Below are 18344 nucleotides of genomic sequence, written 5' to 3' on the forward strand. Positions count from 1 at the left end.
TCCGCAATGACGTCCTAAGAGGGGGTATTTTACTGCTTACTTACATCGAACTCAGGTTATTTTAAACCCTCTATTTCATTGCTTCTCAACCGTACAACCTTTCAACGTTTACCCACCAAACCAATTTGGATTAACCAGTCTACCGAGAAGGTCCAGACAACCGCCCAAAAAATCCCAAAGATTAGCATATAGAGAAATACTTGTCTGCGTGGCGCTCCAACCGTGGCCACAAGAAGTGCCCCACCCGGTGGGGAAAGAACAAGTGGGGTAAGAAAGCACACCCCAACTATACCATACTTTCTCCATATTCTGACCATTCTACGGCTCTTTGGCGAAAACTTCTTAGGCTTTTTAATAAAGATGGGGATAACCTGAGCTTTAATCCGCTCTCCTAAAAAGTTGAAAAGCACCACACTGGTCATCAATCCGGCTACCGTAATTACAATAATTTCCAGATTGCTAAGCCCAAAGGCTGGCCCGAGCAAAGGGGGCAGAATGGATTTTAGGCAGGCCAGAAAGTAAAGCCACAAATAATTGATAAGGGTTGCCAACATACTACAAAATCGTCACCAGGTAAGTAACGTAAAAGAGCAACAAGATGATGCCGGAAGGTGTTCCCAGTCTTTTGCGAAGTAGCATAAGCGGCAAAATACCTAAGCTTATTGCGAGCATCCACAGCATGTCGCTAGAAATAATGATTTGGTTAACATCAAGCGGATGAATCATGCTTGTGATACCAAGAATGGAGAGTATATTAAAGATATTGGACCCAAGTAAATTGCCCAGAGCCAAATCTGTTTCTCCTTTTTTGGCTGCAATTACCGAGGTAAAAAGCTCCGGTAAACTGGTGCCAATAGCCAATATGGTGAGTCCTATAATACGCTGAGAAACCCCAAGATCAGTGGCTATGTCTGCCGCACCATCAATAAACCAGTTGGAGCCGAAGTAGAGGCAGGCTCCTCCAATGGCTAATAAAAGAAGGTCTTTAAATTTCTCAAAAGTCGTGTCTTTGTCCGGCTCAATGGTATAATCCAGCTTCACCTGATCTTTCTTGGTTTTGATGAGTAGAACAATAAGGTAAATCACCAGGCAACCAAAGAGTATTCCACCCTCCCATGAGGTTAATTTCTGGTCGAGTACAAACAGATAGAGTAAAATGCTGGCAACCATGGTTGTGAGCCAGTCTCTGGTGGCTGTTCCTCGGTGAATGGGTATATAGCCAAACAGACAGGCAACGCCCAGCACCAAGGCAAGGTTAGAAATGTTGGAGCCTACCACGTTGCCCATGGCAAAATCAGGAGCCTCCTTGAGAGCAGCATTAAGACTCACCAGCAACTCAGGGGCAGAAGTGCTAAAGGCCACAATAGTGAGCCCAATAACCATGGCACTCACGTTAAACCTGAGTGCGATTCTCGATGCTCCCTTTACCAGAAAGTCTCCGCCCGCAATCAGCAGTACCAAACCAAGAACAAGTACAATAATATCCAACAGCATTCAACTCACAGTTTCCGGCCAAAGGCCAGGTCTCCGGCATCTCCTAATCCGGGCACGATATAATACTTTTCGTTGAGTTTTTCATCAAGGGCACATGACCATAGGTCGTATGGAGTGTTGAGTTCCCTCTGCAGATAGTCCACTCCTTCTGGTGCTGCAATAATAGTGGCAATGTGTAGCTTTTTAGGTGTGCCATTTTGCAACAAATGGTCTATGCTTTTTACAATCGATTTTCCGGTGGCCAACATAGGATCAACCACTACCACTACTTTATTGTTGAGGTCGGGAGCCGCCAAATAGTCCAGAGCTACCTCAACCGGTTCATTGGCCAAATGAGGTTTTCGGGCCGCGCCAATAAAACCAAATTCAGCCGAATCAAATACATCTTGAAAACCCTGGCTAAAGGGGAGGGCTGCCCTCAGAATGCTTATCACCACCACCTGATCGGCCAAAAAATGAGCTTGGCTTTTCACCAAAGGAGTTTCAATGGGGCGGGTTTCGTAAAGAAGTGTTTTAGAAATTTCGTAAGCCAGCAGTTGCCCCAGGCGCTTCATGTTATGGCGAAAGCGGAGCATATCGCTCTGACTCCCTACATGGCGTATCTCGGCTAAATATTGGTTGGCGATAGAGTTTTGCCTGTCTAGAATAAACATGAGCCTAAAATCTGCGGCAATTTATACTTTTATTCAGCGTCAGACCAATAATCTTACGGCTAGTCCTAATTTTGCACCATGCATAAGCTCGATTATTCCTTGCTTCACCAACTCTGCCGGATACATGCCCCTTCAGGCAATGAGATAGCCATGAAAGACTTTCTTCTCAAATACGTGAAGAAAAATAAATCTTTCTGGAAAGTAGAGCCGGAGATAATTCATGGTCCGGAATTTCAAGATTGCCTTATTCTAAAGTTTGGAAAACCAAGAACAGCCATATATGCCCATATGGATAGCATTGGCTTTACGGTTCGCTATCAAGACCAGCTAGTGCCTATTGGGGGGCCTAAGGCCGAAACAGGCTATAAGCTGGTTGGAGAAGATGCACTTGGCCCAATTGAGTGTGAGCTGGTAGAAAATGATGGAGACCTGCACTATAAATTTGCCAGGGGTATACAGCGCGGTACAGAACTCGTATTTAAGTGCGACTTTAGAGAGTCAGAAGAATATGTACAATCGTGCTATCTCGATAACCGGCTCGGGGTGTTCAATGCACTCAAGGTTGCCGAAACACTAGAAGACGGACTCATAATTTTTAGCTGTTGGGAAGAACACGGAGGAGGTTCGGTGTCTTATTTGGCCAGGCATATGGTTGAAAAGTGGGGGGTTACTCAGGCCCTTATTTCAGACATTACCTGGATAACCGAAGGAGTAGAGCATGGCCAGGGAGTGGCTATCTCTATGCGAGACCGCAGTATTCCCAGAAGGTCTTTTGTCAATCGTATCATCGAGTTGGCCGAAGAATCGGGTATTCCATACCAGTTAGAGGTAGAAGGAGCCGGGGGCAGCGATGGCAAAGAGCTCCAAGCCTCGCCTTATCCCATCGACTGGTGCTTTGTAGGCGCACCGGAAGATAATGTACACAGTCCCGATGAACTGGTACATAAAAGCGATATTGTGAGCATGATTCAGTTATATTCAACTTTAATGAAACGCCTGTAAAACCCACCACCCGAATGATCATTCACGACAAACAGTTTGAGCTGTTTATTTCTTCCAATCAAATTCAAAGTCAAATTGCCGATTTAGCAGAGCGCATATCGGCCGACTATGCCGATAAATGTCCCCTGTTTATAGGAGTGTTAAACGGCTCGTTTATGTTTGCCTCCGATTTGCTCAAAGAAGTAAATATTCCGGCCGAAATCACCTTTATAAAAGTAGCCTCTTATGCCGGTATGCAAAGCACCGGAAAAACCAGAGAGCTTTTGGGCTTAAGTCAGTCCGTAAAAGACCGGCACGTGGTGGTCGTAGAAGATATTGTAGACTCCGGTATTACCATGGAAGGCATTATTCATCAACTTGAGCAAGCCGGAGTGGCCAGTGTAGAGGTGGCATCGCTTTTACTGAAACCCGAATGTTTACAAAGAGAAGTAGACGTTAAATACGTTGGGTTTGAGATTCCTGAGAAATTTGTGGTTGGCTACGGACTCGACTATGATGGTTTAGGGAGAAATCTCAAAGATATCTATCAATTGAGGCTCGACTAGTGATTATGCTTTATATTTGTGCCTTTCTAAAAAACCAATCTTCATGATTAACATAGTTTTGTTTGGCCCTCCGGGCGCGGGTAAGGGAACGCAGAGTCAGAAAATCATTGATACTTTCCAACTTAAACATATATCTACAGGCGATTTATTCAGAAAACATCTGGGCGAGGGGACCGATCTTGGTAAGAAAGCACAGTCTTATATGGACAATGGAAAACTTGTGCCCGATGAGGTTGTAATTGGTATGGTCGATGACTTCTTAAATGCCAATAGCGATGCTAAGGGCTTTATTTTTGATGGATTTCCCCGAACTGTGGCTCAGGCCGAGGCTCTTGACGAGCTTTTGAAAAACCGCAACACAAAGATCGATCAGATGATCATGCTGAATGTGCCTGAAGATGAGTTAAAGAGAAGATTGTTGGAAAGAGGAAAAACCTCTGGCCGGGCAGACGACCAGAATGAAGAAAAGATAAACGTAAGAATTCAGGAATATCTCAACAAAACTTTACCGGTTGCAGAATTCTACGAAAAACAAGGTAAGGCCAGCAAAATAAATGGGGTAGGCACCATTGACGGAATCTTTGAAGAGATATCGTCAGCCATAGAGGCCCTTCGATAGGCAGTAAAGACCTTACTCGTTTGGGTGATGAGGGGCAATGCAGGTACCCCTAGAGCATCTGAGAGTAAGTCTGTATATTAGAATAAATCAATCAATGGCAGGTTCCAATTTTATCGATCACGTACGGCTTTATTGTAAGTCGGGCAATGGAGGTGCCGGCTCGGTACATTTCAGACGAGAAAAGCACGTTCCTAAGGGAGGCCCCGATGGCGGCAATGGAGGCCGGGGAGGCCATATTATTTTACGTGGCAACAAGCAAATGTGGACCCTGCTTCACTTGCGGTATCAAAAACATGTATTTGCCGAACACGGTCAGCCCGGAGGAGGACAAAGAAGTACGGGTGCCGATGGAGCCGACATAATTCTCGATGTACCGCTGGGTACTGTGGCCAAGACTGTAGAACCGGAAGAAAAGGTTCTGTTCGAAATTACCGAAGATGGAGAAGAAAGAATCCTTCTTCAGGGAGGTCGTGGAGGCCTGGGCAACGAAAATTTCAAAACAGCGACCAATCAGACCCCTCGTTTTGCTCAGCCAGGAGAAGCGGGAGAAGAGGCTCTCTGTGTATTGGAGCTAAAACTTCTGGCCGATGTAGGACTGGTTGGCTTCCCCAATGCCGGAAAGTCAACACTGCTTTCGGTGCTTTCTGCGGCCAAGCCGGAAATTGCCGATTATCCTTTCACTACCCTCGTGCCCAATCTGGGCGTGGTGTCTTACAGAGACCATAAGTCTTTTGTGATGGCCGACATTCCTGGTATTATAGAAGGAGCAGCCGAAGGAAAAGGCCTGGGAATTCGTTTCCTTCGACATATAGAACGAAATTCGATCCTTCTTTTCCTTGTTCCTGCCGATGCCACTGACATTCAAAAGGAGTATGACATTCTGCTAGGCGAACTGAAAAAGTACAACCCTGAACTGCTCGATAAAGAAAGAATACTGGCCATTTCCAAATGCGATATGCTCGATGAGCAAATGATGAATGAAATGGAGGAGCTTCTCCCCAAAGACATAGAAAGTGTGTTCATTTCTTCAGTGGCCCAGCAAGGATTACAGCAGCTCAAAGACCTCATCTGGAAGAGGCTTAATGCCTAACCTGACAACGGAGTCTTTGCCCTAATAAAGGCTTTATGCCATATTGACACCTTTCACGGGCTTGGCAAAAAAATTGTACCACCGCACGCGGTTTATCAAAGTAAACAATGGCAAAGGAAAAGAAAGCGAATAATAAGCAAGAACAGAACGAAGTATTGGAAGCTGAAAAGCAAACTGCCACTGAAGAAGCTGTAGCCGAGAAGGAACAGGAAAATGAGCAGGAACAAGAACTTTCGGCAGAGGAGAAACTCGCTATAGAACTCGATGAAGCCAAAGACAAATACCTAAGGCTATATTCAGAGTTCGAGAACTTTAGAAGAAGAAGCGCCAAAGAAAGAATAGAGTTAATTTCAACGGCCTCTTCCGATCTTATTAAGGAGCTTCTGCCAACAATAGATGATTTTGAAAGAGCGAAAAAGGCCAACGAAAATCAGGAAGATGTGGCAGTGCTTAAAGAAGGTTTCGACCTTATTTCATCCAAGCTTTTTAAGACCCTCGAGTCTAAAGGGTTGAAGGTAATGGAGACAGAAAAGGGAACCGATTTCGATGCCGATTTACATGAGGCAGTAACACAGTTTCCGGTGGAAGACGAATCATTGAAAGGTAAAATTATAGACACGGTAGAGAAAGGATACTATCTGGGAGACAAGGTAATTCGTTTCGCTAAAGTGGTGATAGGAGCTTAATATGGCAAAAAGAGACTACTACGAAATACTGGGCGTAAGCAAAAATGCTACTGACGATGAGCTAAAGAAGGCCTATCGGAAGATGGCAATAAAATATCACCCGGATAAAAACCCGGACGATAAAGAGGCGGAAGAAAAGTTTAAAGAAGCTGCCGAAGCTTATGAAGTCTTGAGCAACAAAGAAAAGAGAGCTCAATACGACAGATTTGGCCATGAAGGTATGCGTGGTGGCTTTGGTGGAGCCGGTGGCGGCATGAATATGGAAGATATCTTCTCCCAGTTTGGAGATATCTTTGGCGGGGGAAGTCCATTTGAAAGTTTCTTTGGAGGAGGCGGAGGCCGAAGACAGCGAAAAGGCACCAACCTGCGCATTAAACTAAAGCTCACCCTCGATGAAATAGCCAACGGTGTTGAGAAGAAGATAAAAGTAAACCGTTTGGTCAATGCCGAAGGAGTAACCTACAAAACTTGTAGCACCTGTGGAGGCTCCGGCCAAATGAAGAAAGTAGTAAATACTATGCTTGGCCAAATGGTGTCGGCCAGCACTTGCCATACCTGCAACGGTTCAGGACAAACCATCGATAAAAGACCTCCGGGTGTAGATAGTACCGGACTGGAAATGAAAGAGGAGGTTATTCCTATTAAAATTCCGGCCGGTGTAGCCGAAGGCATGCAGTTGTCTATGTCGGGCAAAGGAAATATGGCCCCCGGTGGGGGAGCTCCGGGCGACTTGCTCATTGTAATTGAAGAAATAGAAGATGAGCAGCTCAAAAGAGACGGCAACAATGTGGTTTATGACCTGTACGTGAGCTTTATAGATGCTGCCCTCGGTGGCAGTATGGAGGTGCCCACAATTGACGGTAAAGTGAGAATTAAAATAGACCCGGGCACTCAGAGTGGCAAAATTTTACGTCTTCGTGGCAAAGGGATAAAAGATATTAATGGTTATGGCAAAGGAGACCAACTCATTCATGTAAATGTTTGGACTCCCAAAAACCTATCGAAGGAGGAAACGGAAACTCTGGAAAAACTAAGACACTCCGATAACTTCAGGCCTAATCCGGGAAAAGGAGAAAAAGGCTTCTTCGAGAAGATTAAGGAGTTCTTTTAACGTATTATATTGAGGCTGCCTCAAAGGCCAGGTGAGTGTCGCCCTGAACTGGCCTGTCGGTAGACAAGTTCAGAATGACGAGCTTTGCGGCTTTTGAGACAGCCTCTTTTCTATGTAGATTCCCTCCAACTCAGGAATGACAGGTTGCTTTTTTTAGCCCCACAAAAAACTTCTAACTATTTTCAGGTAATTCCCGTATTATTCGGTTTGTAATTGATTGCAACCCAACGTTTAAACAAACCGTAAGCAAGAGCATGCAAAAAATACTTTTTCTGTTGGCCATTATAGGAGCAGTTGGAATTGAAGGGCTGGCACAGACAAAGAAACACTTTACTGTAGAAGCAAACCCAGCGTGCGAGAAAGTTAACTTTCTGCTCAAAGCATCTTCCGGTACCTGCGAAATAAGAACCCGGCTGGGTGAATTACCCATAAATATTATGGGGCATCACAATGAAGACTACATTTCTTCCGATTTCGGACAGCGCATGGAGGGCAGTACCCTGCACACCTGGCTTAGCTTAAAAGACAACGGAAACGAAGGTTTTGGTGCCAAACTCTCCAAAATATTCGGTAAGAAGACTACCGATGAGGAAAACTACTGGAACATTTACTTTACCGATTTCAGGCCATACAGGCTCGATTTGAACTATGGCGTAGGTAAGGCATATATAGACCTCTCCGATATTGCCGTAGAAGACTGCCGTATTACTTCCGGTAATGCCCATGTAAAAGTTGGCTATCTCTCCAAAGTTCAAAACCGTATGGAAATGGATACTTTCATGGTGTCTGTAGACTTAGGAGATGTTGAAATTGAACGCCTTGACTTGGCTCGTGCAAGAAGTATTCTGGCCGAAGTGGGTTTTGGTTCGTTGGTACTGGACTTTGAAGAACAACCTCAGGTTTCGAGTGATATATGGGCCAGAGTGGGGGCCGGAAGCCTAACCATTAACCTGCCTTCTAACGAAGTTCCAGTAATTGTTCGAATGAAGGATACCTCCTACAGAAAGCTTAAGCTTCCTTCAGGATACGAAAAAGTTCGTGAAAACGTATTTGTGAGCCCCGGCTATAATACAGGAGCCCAAAACATCCTTACATTCAATATAGATCTCTCCATGGGCAGTGTGGTCTTTACCAACGACTGATATTCGCAAACACCATATGCCACCAAGCGGTAAGATATTCCGCTTACGCTATTCATCTGTGTCAGTTCTTCTTATTTGTTCAAATTAGATTGGGCTTTTTAGGGTAAGCACTCAAAAGGTACTAACTTTTATTCCAACTAAAACTCAACAATTTTGAACATCTTAGAGGCCAATCATGTCACCAAGCGGTATGCAGAGCATACTGCCCTCAATGACGTTAGCATTAGCATTCCTAAGCAGTCAATATTCGGCTTGCTAGGTCCCAATGGGGCAGGAAAAACAACCCTCATTCGTATTGTTAACCAAATAATTATGGCCGATGAAGGTCAGGTTTTGATCAACGGAGAAAAGCTTGAACCTAAACATATTGGCGTAATAGGATATTTGCCCGAAGAGCGAGGGCTATACAAAAAAATGAAGGTGGGGGAGCAGTTACTCTATCTGGCTCAGCTCAAAGGGTTGTCTACCCCTGAAGCAAAAAGGAGAATTAAATTCTGGCTCGATAAGCTCGGATTATACGATTGGGCCGGCAAAAAGGTAGAAGACCTATCTAAAGGTATGGCACAAAAAATTCAGTTTATAGCCACTGTGTTGCACGAGCCTCAATTACTTATTTTAGATGAGCCCTTTTCAGGTTTCGACCCGGTAAATGCCAATCTCATAAAAGACGAAATTTTTGAGCTTAGAGAAAAAGGTGCTACCGTAATCTTCTCCACTCACCGAATGGAATCTGTTGAACAGCTGTGCGACCATATTGCGCTTATCAATAAATCACAGAAAATACTGGATGGTCCTAAGAACGATATCCGAAACTCCTATAAACTCAATCAGTATGAGGTAACCTTTAAAGGAACCCTTCAGTCGGGTGTTAGCCTTTCCGTACTCAAAGAGGAGGTGTCAGATATGGGGCTCAATAAGGCCATAATTGAATCTAAAAATGGAGAGTCGCCCAACGAATTGCTTAAAGAGCTCATCAACAAAATAGAAGTCCACTCCTTCGTGGAAATCATTCCATCAATCAACGATATATTCATCAACATTGTAAAAGGAGGTCAATCATGAAACAGATTTTCTTAGTACTTAAAAGAGAGTATTTAACTCGGGTTAAAAAGAAGTCGTTTCTTCTGGCCACCCTTCTGACACCGCTGGTATTGCCAACCATAATTTTTGCCATTGTCTATTTCTCAACCAAAGACAAAGACTCCCGGCACGATGAGATTTTGGTATTAGATGAGAGCGGCTATTTCTCAGAGGTATTCGATGCCAGTGGCTATGATTTTACCTATGTTACCGGAGACCTTGAAGAGCGCAAGAAAACCTTTCAGACGGAGGGCGCTTTTGGGTTGCTCTACATTCCATCGCTCGATTTGTCTGATATTTCAGTAACTCGGTTTGAAGGTTTTCAGTTTTATTCAGAAACCAATCCAAGCATTCGCACCATGGAACGTCTGGAGCGTTCTATTGAAACCCGCCTGGAAGATCTGAAACTTCAAAGATCAGGGTTGGATCAGGACATTATCAGTAAGCTTCAGGTAAACGCTAACCTTACGACATATAACATTACAGAAGAAGGGGAAGCCAAAGAAAGTAACAGTGGTTTAAGCTTTGCCATTGGCTATGGTACCGGCTTTCTCATTTACATGTTCATATTCGTTTACGGATCGCAGATTATGCAATCCGTTCTTGATGAAAAAACCAGCCGTATTGTTGAGGTAATTGTTTCTTCAGTAAGACCTTTTCAGCTTATGATGGGCAAGGTACTTGGAGTGGGAGCTGTGGGCTTCACTCAGTTGCTCATTTGGATAGTGCTCATTGCTACACTTTCTACGGTAGGCTTGGGTATTTTGGCCGGAAACAGTGATGTGCTCATGGAGGCGGCTTCGCAGCAGGTTCCTCAAGAGGCCCTTACTCAACAGCAGGAAATGGCTGCCAAAATAACTGCCATGATTGCCACGGTGCCCGTAACCAAGATTCTACTGTGCTTTCTTTTTTATTTTCTTGGAGCATACTTTCTCTACGGAGCGCTTTATGCGGCAGTGGGCTCTGCTGTAGATAGCTTGCAAGATGCACAGCAGTTTATGTTCCCAATAGTAATACCCATTATTGCCTCTATAATGGCCATGTTCTTTGTGCTAGACGATCCCAATGGCGGAATGGCCATAACCCTTTCTTTAATTCCGTTTACCTCACCAATTATAATGATGGCCAGAATACCATTTGGTGTTCCCGATTGGCAGTTGGCTTTGTCTATGGTACTGCTTATTGCCGGCTTTGTAGGTACCATTTATGTGGCAGGAAGAATTTACAGAATTGGAATTCTGATGTATGGAGTAAAAGTAAACTGGAAGATTATGAAAAAGTGGTTTACCATGAAGGTGTAACCACCCCTTATTGTTTCATCCAAGAAAAGGCTATCTGGGAAGTAGAAGTTTACTCCCGATAGCCTTTTCCTTTTTGTGAATGCACCAGTGCCTGAAGGAGTTCTTAAGTAACCGTTGATCAAATTTTTTTACTCCCTGTGTTTCAAACCACAGAAAGTGCGTTGTGTACTATAATTATTAACCAAAACTCAGCTTAACTTCAGGAATATGTGCCATGAGAAAGTCGCTCTGTTTCCGCCTAAATTAAAATTTGGCAACTCATCAATAATCTTATCTAATGCGCTAATTTTCAGCAATATTGAACAACTATCCTAAGACTAAGAACTAATTAAAGTGAAGAAATTACTGCAATTTAAACTGCCGTTTGCCTCTCGCTTCTCTCTTTGTATTGCGCTCTTTTTTTGTGGTTTGCTCATGCAAAACCAGAGCTGGGCGCAGCTGGTATCGGGCAAAGTAGTGAGCGAAGAGACCAAGGCTTCTGTGCCCTACGCCAGTATTAAGCTAATTGGGCCTGAATATGCCAATAGAAGAGTTGGTGTTTCGGCCGATGAGAACGGCTTATTTACCCTGGCCATATCTAAGTTTCCGGTAACTCTCGAAATTACTTCAGTAGGTTATTTGCCTAAGCAGATAAACCTGGTGAAAGCCGAGCAAAACCTCATTATTCAGTTGGAGCCGGGCGATGTGGTGCTACAAGAAATGGTTTTTTCGGCCGAAAAAATAACCGAAGAGGAGCTCCGGTCTCCTATTCAAATTGAAAAGCTGACCGTGAAGGAGCTTACCAATACAGCCTCATTCAATTTTTATGATGCCGTGGTTAACCTCAAAGGTGTGGATGTGGCTACTCAGAGTATAGTAATTAATACCGTTAATACCCGAGGGTTTAATTCCAATACCAATCTTCGCTTCAGACAGTTTACCGATGGAATTGATGGTCAGGCACCGGGGCTTGGCTTTTCGCTTGGCAATATTGTGGGCCCCAGTGGACTGGACATTGAGTCGGTAGAGCTTATTCCCGGTCCAACCACCTCTAAATATGGTCCCGGAGCATTTAACGGTGTGCTGGATATGCGTACCAGAAATCCTTTTGATTATCGTGGGTTGAGTTTTGAGGTGAAAGGAGCCACTTTAGGTTCTGATCCGTACGATCAGAGCTTTATTAGCCTTGGAACCGACTTTTTAGGAGAAGCATCCTTTCGCTATGCTAATGCTATAAAAAACAAAGTAGGCTTTAAAGTGAACGGCTCAGTGCTTTCGGGGGTAGACTTTAAGGCTGTGAACTATGATAATATTGGCCCTGGAGCTGCATTTGAAGATACCCACTCCATAAGCAACCAGAGTATCAATGTGGTTAACCATTATGGAGACGATAGAGCGGCACTTTTGGTTGTACCAGTGAGGGTAACCCCACCCAATATGGATGGCCTTACACAGGTTTCCTTAAGAGATACGGCCTTTTTCGTGACCCGCAAAGGATACAGAGAAGAAGACCTGGTGAACTATAACGCACAGAACATAAAGCTTAATGGTTCACTTCATGTTAAACTTACCCCTAAGACTGAATTGGTGATGGCTTCCTTTTTTGGCAAAGCTTCAACCATGATTACCGGAGACGATCGAATAGCCCTGCGTGACTTTGAGATTCAGCAACATAAGGTGGAAGTAACCAACGAGAAGTTCAATATTAGAGGGTATACCACCATGCAAGATGCCGGAAATACCTACAATGTTGGGCGGCTGGCCGAAGTAATGATTCAGACAGCTAAACCCGATGCTGCCTGGTATAACCAATACAGAAACCTTTACATTGCCGGAAGAGGCAATTACCAAACCGTGAGAAATATAGCAGACTCGGGTTTTCCCGGAGGCAGTGGCTATGAGAGCCGGTACAAACCGGGTACAGAGCGGTTTGATTCGCTGCGTCAGGTAGTCATTAACTCCATTGATCCGCGAAACGGAGCCAGGATTTTCGATAAGTCAAGATTGTATCACGTAGAGGCCAGTGCTAAGCTCAATGCCTGGGAAGACTTTTTCGATTCTTTCGAAGTAGGTGCCAGTGCCAGAATGTATGACCCGGAGTCGAGAGGGACCATCTTTACAGATAGTATTGGCAATGACGTAACTAACTTTGAGTATGGAGCCTTTGCAGAAATGAGCCATAAGATAGACAGCCGCACCGATGCTACTGCTTCTTTGCGGGTTGATAAAAACGAGAACTTTAACATCATTACCAGCCAGCGTATTTCGGCAGTAAGAGAAATTAAGCCCAATACCTTTGTGCGTGGCTCCCTGCAGCGCGGTCAACGTTTGCCAAACATCCGCGAGCAGTTCTTTAACCAGAACCTTGGAGACCTCACCATTGTAGGAGGCTTGCCCGAGGTAGTCGATCAGTACGATCTACAGAACAATGCTTTTTTAGAAAGCGCACTCAATAAATACAATCAGGCCATAGGTAGTGAGATTAACAGAATACTGGCTCAACCCAATGGGCAGGTAAATGTAGAAAGTCTGAAATACCGCTACCTGAGCATTCTGGAAGATGGAATTATAGGCACTGATCAGTTCAATGGCATAAAGCCCGAAACCATTACCAGTTTCGAGGTAGGCTTCAGGAGTTTGGTAGAGTCCAAACGCTTGTTCGAAGCTATTTTATACGTTAACCACTACCGTAATTTTATTGGAGTTACCCGGGTAATTAAGCCAAGGACCAGTCCGCTGACCGACTTGACTTTGGCGGCAGAGCAGGCCAACAACCCTGGTACAAGCGATCAATACTATGTTTCTGACAACTCCAGAAACGCAATTATTACTCAGGGGCTTGAACTTGTTTATGATGTAACCAGCGATGAAGGGACCAACTTTGTGGTCAATACTACTTTTGCCAACATAATTCAGAACACTGACGACCCACTTACCCCCGGTTTTAATACACCGTCTTTCAAGCTTAACCTTACCCTTGGTCACGACCGGATAAGTAAGAACTTCGGAGGCAAAGTTTCCTGGAGGTATCGTTCGGCTTACGATTGGGAAAGCAACTTTGTAGACGGCCGTATACCGGGCTACAATACTTTCGATTTTCAGATGACCTACAGAATTCCGAAGATTTATGGGGCCATTCGTTTTGGTGGAAATAATGTGCTCAACAATGCACAGTTCAATGCATTTGGCGGTCCGGAGATTACCGCATTCTATTATTTGTCTTTTGGGTTTGATCCATTCTAAAGTGCTGAGCAATGAGAACAATTAAAATGAACCGAAATATTTTAGCAGCTATAGCCTTGCTTTTGGTAGTGGGTAGTTGCAGCTATGAATTTCCTGAGCCTCCGGAAGAAACCGTTGGCCAGCTCGAGAGTGCCGACATTTCTAAAACCGTTTTTGTAGGAGGTACTCTACTGAGTGGTGTACACAATGGTGCCTTAACCACAGAATTTGCTCAATACTCTTTGCCACAGGTTTTTCTAAATCATTTTGAGGGAAACAGCAGTGCCAACTGGCAGAACTTTTCGCCTGCCGTAGAAAGCGCCAATGGATTTAACATATATGAGAATACACTTTTGAGCGAAACGGTGGGGCAATACGACTTGTTTTACCCAACTGCTGATACTACCGATTTTAAGCGGACAACTACAGAAGGCGAGGCCTTTGCCTATAACAATGCCGGTGGAGAGATATTAAACTTTTCTTTTCCTAAGGCACAGTTACTGGATTTAACAGAGACCAATACTTCCAACCCGTTCATCGCATCATTCAATGTGGGCAATACATCGGTGGTTCAGGCTGCCGTAGCCCAAGACCCTACATTCTTTGTACTCAATCTGGGCTATGAAGATGTATTGGCCTACGCCATGAAGGGAGCAGAGGGGGCTGCATCGTTGACAGACGCCAGCAACTATAATCCGGGAGACATGCCTTCCGTAGCTCTTTTCGAAAGTAAGTTCAATGAGGTGGTAGATGCCTTCCTGCAGGCAAACCCCAATACCAAAGGGGCTGTTTTCAATCTGCCCGACCTGCTCAAGCTGCCCTACTTCATAGAGTTAAGGTTCGACCTTACTCCATACGTGAAAGGTACGCCCAAACTTAACCGAATAAGAAGCGAGGCTTCCCAATACAATCAGAGCCTTGATAATTATTATCGACAGAATCCGAATATCCCGTTTGAAGACAGAAGACCTTATTTGGATTTTGCAGCAGACCGAGAGTTCAATTGGGGTATTTTGGTTATCGATGAAGACTTACCGGAAGCGTATTATTCTAATGGGCAGCCCATACCTAAAGTAAGGCATCTGAAGAGAGAAGAGCGTGTGTTCTATCCCGCAGAAAACTTTTTGAGAACCACCAAAGGTCATTTGCCAGGCAATGCACTTAGCGAGGAGGAGTATCTTAAAGAAGAAGATATTGAACACATAACCAACCGAATTGCAGCCTATAACCAGGTAATAGCCAACAAAGTAGCTCAGTCTAATGGCCGATTGGCTCTCATCGATACACATGCCTATTATGAGAAGCTCTATGAGGGTCTCAACCTATTGCTCAACAGAAAGCCTAATGGAGTAGATATTGAAGGGGTGAATTTCTTTCCCGGTATTTCCAAGTTCGGCATATTTTCGGCCGATGGACTAAACCTTAACCCAAGAGGAAATGCCCTAATGACTTCGATACTTATAGAAACATTGGAAACTACTTTTGGAGGAGACTTAAAAAATGTAAACCCTAATGCCTACAAGGGTACTCCAATAAGGGCAGCCACTTCAGGAAACTAATTCAACAGAATAATCGAAAAGAGGCTGTCTCAGAAGCCGGTTGAGTGTCACCCTGAACTTGCCTGTCTGCGGGAAGACAAGTTTAGAATAGCAAATTTTGGAGCTTTGAGACAGCCTCTTTCTTTTTTTAGGCCGTAGGTGAGTTAATAGCCACTGACCAGCAAGGTTTTGCTGAAGTTTTATCAATTGAAACCGATTTGGGGATTGTTAAAAATGCTACTTCTTAAAACATGCCCTGCTCCTGAACGTTTTCGAAATGCATATTTTCATTACTTTCCTGTATGCATAACCCTTTTAAAGGTTCATTGAAGATCGACTTTTACACCAATCAGTCTAAAATCAAATGGTTTATACTTTTGGTGGCCATTATTATTGGCACAGGCTCAATAGTATACACCAATGAGTTGGTAGATCGCCTAAAAAAAGGAGAGGAGGAAAAAATAAAGCTTTGGGCAGAGGCCGTTGAGTTTTCAGGCTCCTCTCTGGTCGATGAATCTGCGCTTACTTTCATTTCTTCCAACATTATTACCCCCGACAACACCTTGCCTGTGATACTGGTCGACTCCGCCTCGCAAGAAATATTGCTCTCCAGAAATGTTGTTGATTCTACGGCTTCTATCGACAAACGAGAGCGGCAATTGGAGAAGACGCTTGAGAAAATGAAGCGCGAAAATGAACCTTTCCCTATTATGGTTCGCAATGCCACAGATGGTAGTCTGGCCGATATACAATACGTTTACTACCGCAACTCCTATATTTTGCGGCAGCTGAGAGCCTATCCGTACATACAGCTGAGTGTGATTGCCATATTTGCGTTTATCGCCTATTTGGCATTTTCTTATAGCCGCAGGGCCGAACAGAACAGGGTTTGGGTGGGAATGGCCAAAGAAACGGCCCACCAGTTGGGTACGCCACTTTCGTCATTAATGGCCTGGTTAGAATACCTCAAAGCCATGCCCGAGCTGAAAGACAAACAAGAACTTGTGCAGGAATTGGACAAAGATGTTGAACGTCTGGAACGAATAACCGCCAGATTTTCTAACATTGGCTCCTTGCCGGTTTTAAAATCCGAGCCTGTAGAGCAGGTTATAGATCATTGCCTAGCGTATCTTAAACCCCGTTTGTCGTCTAAGGTGCACATGAGCATAGAGGCAAGAGAACCCAACCTTATGGCCCAAATAAACAAGCCTTTGTTTGAATGGGTGGTAGAAAACATAGTGAAAAATGGAGTAGACGCTATGAGTGGTATTGGTCAAATTAAGGTGGTGATTGGTCGCGATTCTACTCATGAGGTGTTTGTAGATATTTCAGACAATGGAAAGGGCATACCCAAGAGCAAGCTGAACGATGTGTTTAAGCCGGGTTATACTACCAAAAAGAGAGGATGGGGTTTAGGTCTGGCCCTAGCCAGGCGAATTATTGAAAATTACCATCAGGGAAAGATTTTTGTAAAGTCCTCTCAGATAGATATTGGCACTACATTTCGTATTCTTTTGAGGGCGTAGAAAGCTCTCAAATTAAGCCCTCTATTTTCAACATAACCTTTTGGTTTAAAAGTTAATCCGCTTACCTTTGCACCCAGAAAAAATAACCCCATTTTTCCTTTCTATAAAGATTAACAGATGGCGAATATTGGAAAGATCACGCAGGTAATTGGCCCCGTTGTAGACGTTAGCTTCGATGCTGAAGGCGCCAAATTGCCAAACATCCTTGATGCATTAGAAGTAACAAAAGAAAACGGCCAGGTAGTGGTGTTGGAGTGCCAGCAGCACCTGGGTGAAGACAGAGTGAGAACCATTGCGATGGATTCATCTGAAGGTTTAACCCGAGGCATGGACGTTGTAGATACAGGTTCACCAATTGCAGTGCCTATTGGCGATGACATTAAAGGTAGACTGTTCAACGTGGTAGGTCAGGCCATCGATGGTATAGATCAGCCAAAAGGAGACAAAAAGCTGCCTATTCACAGACCTGCTCCAAAATTCGAAGATCTTTCTACATCTACAGAAGTACTTTTCACCGGTATTAAGGTAATCGACCTGATTGAGCCTTATGCTAAAGGTGGTAAAATTGGATTGTTCGGTGGTGCCGGTGTAGGTAAAACCGTATTGATTCAGGAACTTATCAATAACATTGCAAAGGCATACTCAGGACTATCTGTATTTGCCGGTGTGGGTGAAAGAACAAGGGAAGGAAACGACTTGCTTCGTGAGATGATCGAGTCTGGCATTGTAACCTACGGTGAAGACTTTATGCACTCTATGGAAGAAGGCGGATGGGATTTGACCAAAGTAGACAAAGAAAAATTGGCAGAGTCTAAAGCTACCTTCGTGTTCGGTCAGATGAACGAGCCTCCGGGTGCAAGAGCCCGTGTAGCCCTTTCCGGACTAACCATTGCCGAATACTTCCGTGATGGAGATGGCGAAGGTCAAGGAAAAGATATTCTGTTCTTTATCGATAATATTTTCCGTTTCACTCAGGCAGGTTCTGAGGTGTCGGCCCTTCTTGGTCGTATGCCTTCTGCGGTAGGATATCAGCCTACACTGGCCACTGAAATGGGTGCCATGCAGGAGCGAATTACTTCCACAAAGAATGGTTCAATTACTTCTGTTCAGGCTGTTTATGTACCTGCGGATGACTTAACTGACCCTGCTCCTGCAACTACCTTTGCTCACTTGGATGCTACCACGGTACTTTCAAGAAAAATTGCTGAGCTGGGAATTTATCCTGCGGTAGATCCGCTCGATTCAACCTCAAGAATCCTGACTCCGGATATTCTCGGTGAAGACCACTATAACTGTGCTCAGCGAGTAAAAGAGACTCTTCAGCGATACAAAGAGCTTCAGGATATTATTGCTATT

16 protein-coding genes are annotated in these 18344 nt (G+C 44.3%); 13 read left to right on the plus strand and 3 right to left on the minus strand.

Going from position 1 to position 18344, the window contains the following annotated elements; translation table 11 throughout:
- Positions 1-101: 101 nt before the first annotated feature.
- The 3 genes from B3763_RS13745 to upp are packed head-to-tail and all read right to left on the minus strand — an operon-like array spanning position 102 to position 2147.
- On the minus strand, positions 102-554 hold the full coding sequence (locus B3763_RS13745) for a hypothetical protein (RefSeq protein ID WP_189628460.1): 453 nt from the start codon (positions 552-554) through the stop codon (positions 102-104).
- 1 nt (position 555) lies between these two features.
- Complete coding sequence (locus B3763_RS13750) at positions 556-1494, minus strand: calcium/sodium antiporter (protein WP_189628459.1); 939 nt, start codon at positions 1492-1494, stop codon at positions 556-558.
- A 5-nt stretch (positions 1495-1499) separates the two neighbouring features.
- Positions 1500-2147, minus strand: coding sequence for a uracil phosphoribosyltransferase (gene upp / locus B3763_RS13755; protein WP_189628458.1), 648 nt, complete (start codon positions 2145-2147; stop codon positions 1500-1502).
- 78 nt (positions 2148-2225) lie between these two features.
- Here upp and B3763_RS13760 point away from each other — a divergent pair, with 78 nt between their 5' ends.
- From B3763_RS13760 to atpD, 13 genes are all read left to right on the plus strand, one after another.
- Positions 2226-3149 carry a M20/M25/M40 family metallo-hydrolase gene (locus B3763_RS13760; protein ID WP_189628457.1) on the plus strand — a complete coding sequence of 308 codons (924 nt, stop codon included), beginning with the start codon at positions 2226-2228 and terminating at the stop codon, positions 3147-3149.
- A 14-nt stretch (positions 3150-3163) separates the two neighbouring features.
- Positions 3164-3694 (plus strand): hypoxanthine phosphoribosyltransferase, encoded by a 531-nt coding sequence (gene hpt, locus B3763_RS13765; RefSeq protein WP_286747311.1) that lies wholly within the window; start codon positions 3164-3166, stop codon positions 3692-3694.
- 43 nt (positions 3695-3737) lie between these two features.
- Positions 3738-4313, plus strand: coding sequence for an adenylate kinase (locus tag B3763_RS13770; protein WP_189628455.1), 576 nt, complete (start codon positions 3738-3740; stop codon positions 4311-4313).
- Positions 4314-4407: 94 nt separating this feature from the next.
- Positions 4408-5403, plus strand: a complete 996-nt coding sequence (gene obgE, locus B3763_RS13775; RefSeq protein ID WP_189628454.1) for a GTPase ObgE — start codon at positions 4408-4410, stop codon at positions 5401-5403.
- A gap of 107 nt (positions 5404-5510) precedes the next feature.
- The gene (locus B3763_RS13780; RefSeq protein ID WP_286747313.1) at positions 5511-6089 is read left to right on the plus strand and encodes a nucleotide exchange factor GrpE; all 579 of its coding nucleotides are present in this window, start codon (positions 5511-5513) and stop codon (positions 6087-6089) included.
- A 1-nt stretch (position 6090) separates the two neighbouring features.
- The gene (gene dnaJ / locus B3763_RS13785; protein ID WP_189628452.1) at positions 6091-7200 is read left to right on the plus strand and encodes a molecular chaperone DnaJ; all 1110 of its coding nucleotides are present in this window, start codon (positions 6091-6093) and stop codon (positions 7198-7200) included.
- Between the two features lie 254 nt (positions 7201-7454).
- Entirely contained in the window at positions 7455-8342 is an 888-nt protein-coding gene (locus B3763_RS13790; RefSeq protein ID WP_189628451.1) for a hypothetical protein, read from the plus strand.
- A 153-nt stretch (positions 8343-8495) separates the two neighbouring features.
- The gene (locus tag B3763_RS13795; RefSeq protein WP_370298736.1) at positions 8496-9404 is read left to right on the plus strand and encodes an ABC transporter ATP-binding protein; all 909 of its coding nucleotides are present in this window, start codon (positions 8496-8498) and stop codon (positions 9402-9404) included.
- The gene (locus B3763_RS13800) at positions 9401-10723 is read left to right on the plus strand and encodes an ABC transporter permease (RefSeq protein WP_286747315.1); all 1323 of its coding nucleotides are present in this window, start codon (positions 9401-9403) and stop codon (positions 10721-10723) included. The genes B3763_RS13795 and B3763_RS13800 overlap by 4 nt, the downstream gene beginning before the upstream one ends.
- 333 nt (positions 10724-11056) lie before the next feature.
- Complete coding sequence (locus B3763_RS13805) at positions 11057-13945, plus strand: TonB-dependent receptor (RefSeq protein WP_189628449.1); 2889 nt, start codon at positions 11057-11059, stop codon at positions 13943-13945.
- Positions 13946-13956: 11 nt separating this feature from the next.
- Positions 13957-15483: a hypothetical protein gene (locus B3763_RS13810; protein WP_286747317.1), complete on the plus strand. Its 1527-nt coding sequence runs from the start codon at positions 13957-13959 to the stop codon at positions 15481-15483.
- Positions 15484-15764: 281 nt separating this feature from the next.
- On the plus strand, positions 15765-16988 hold the full coding sequence (locus B3763_RS13815) for a sensor histidine kinase (protein WP_286747318.1): 1224 nt from the start codon (positions 15765-15767) through the stop codon (positions 16986-16988).
- Between the two features lie 117 nt (positions 16989-17105).
- Positions 17106-18344: F0F1 ATP synthase subunit beta (gene atpD, locus B3763_RS13820; protein ID WP_286747320.1), on the plus strand; the 1239-nt coding region annotated here is incomplete at its 3' end.

The organism is Roseivirga sp. UBA1976, from assembly GCF_002336325.1.
GTDB classification, from domain to species: Bacteria; Bacteroidota; Bacteroidia; order Cytophagales; family Cyclobacteriaceae; genus Roseivirga; species Roseivirga thermotolerans.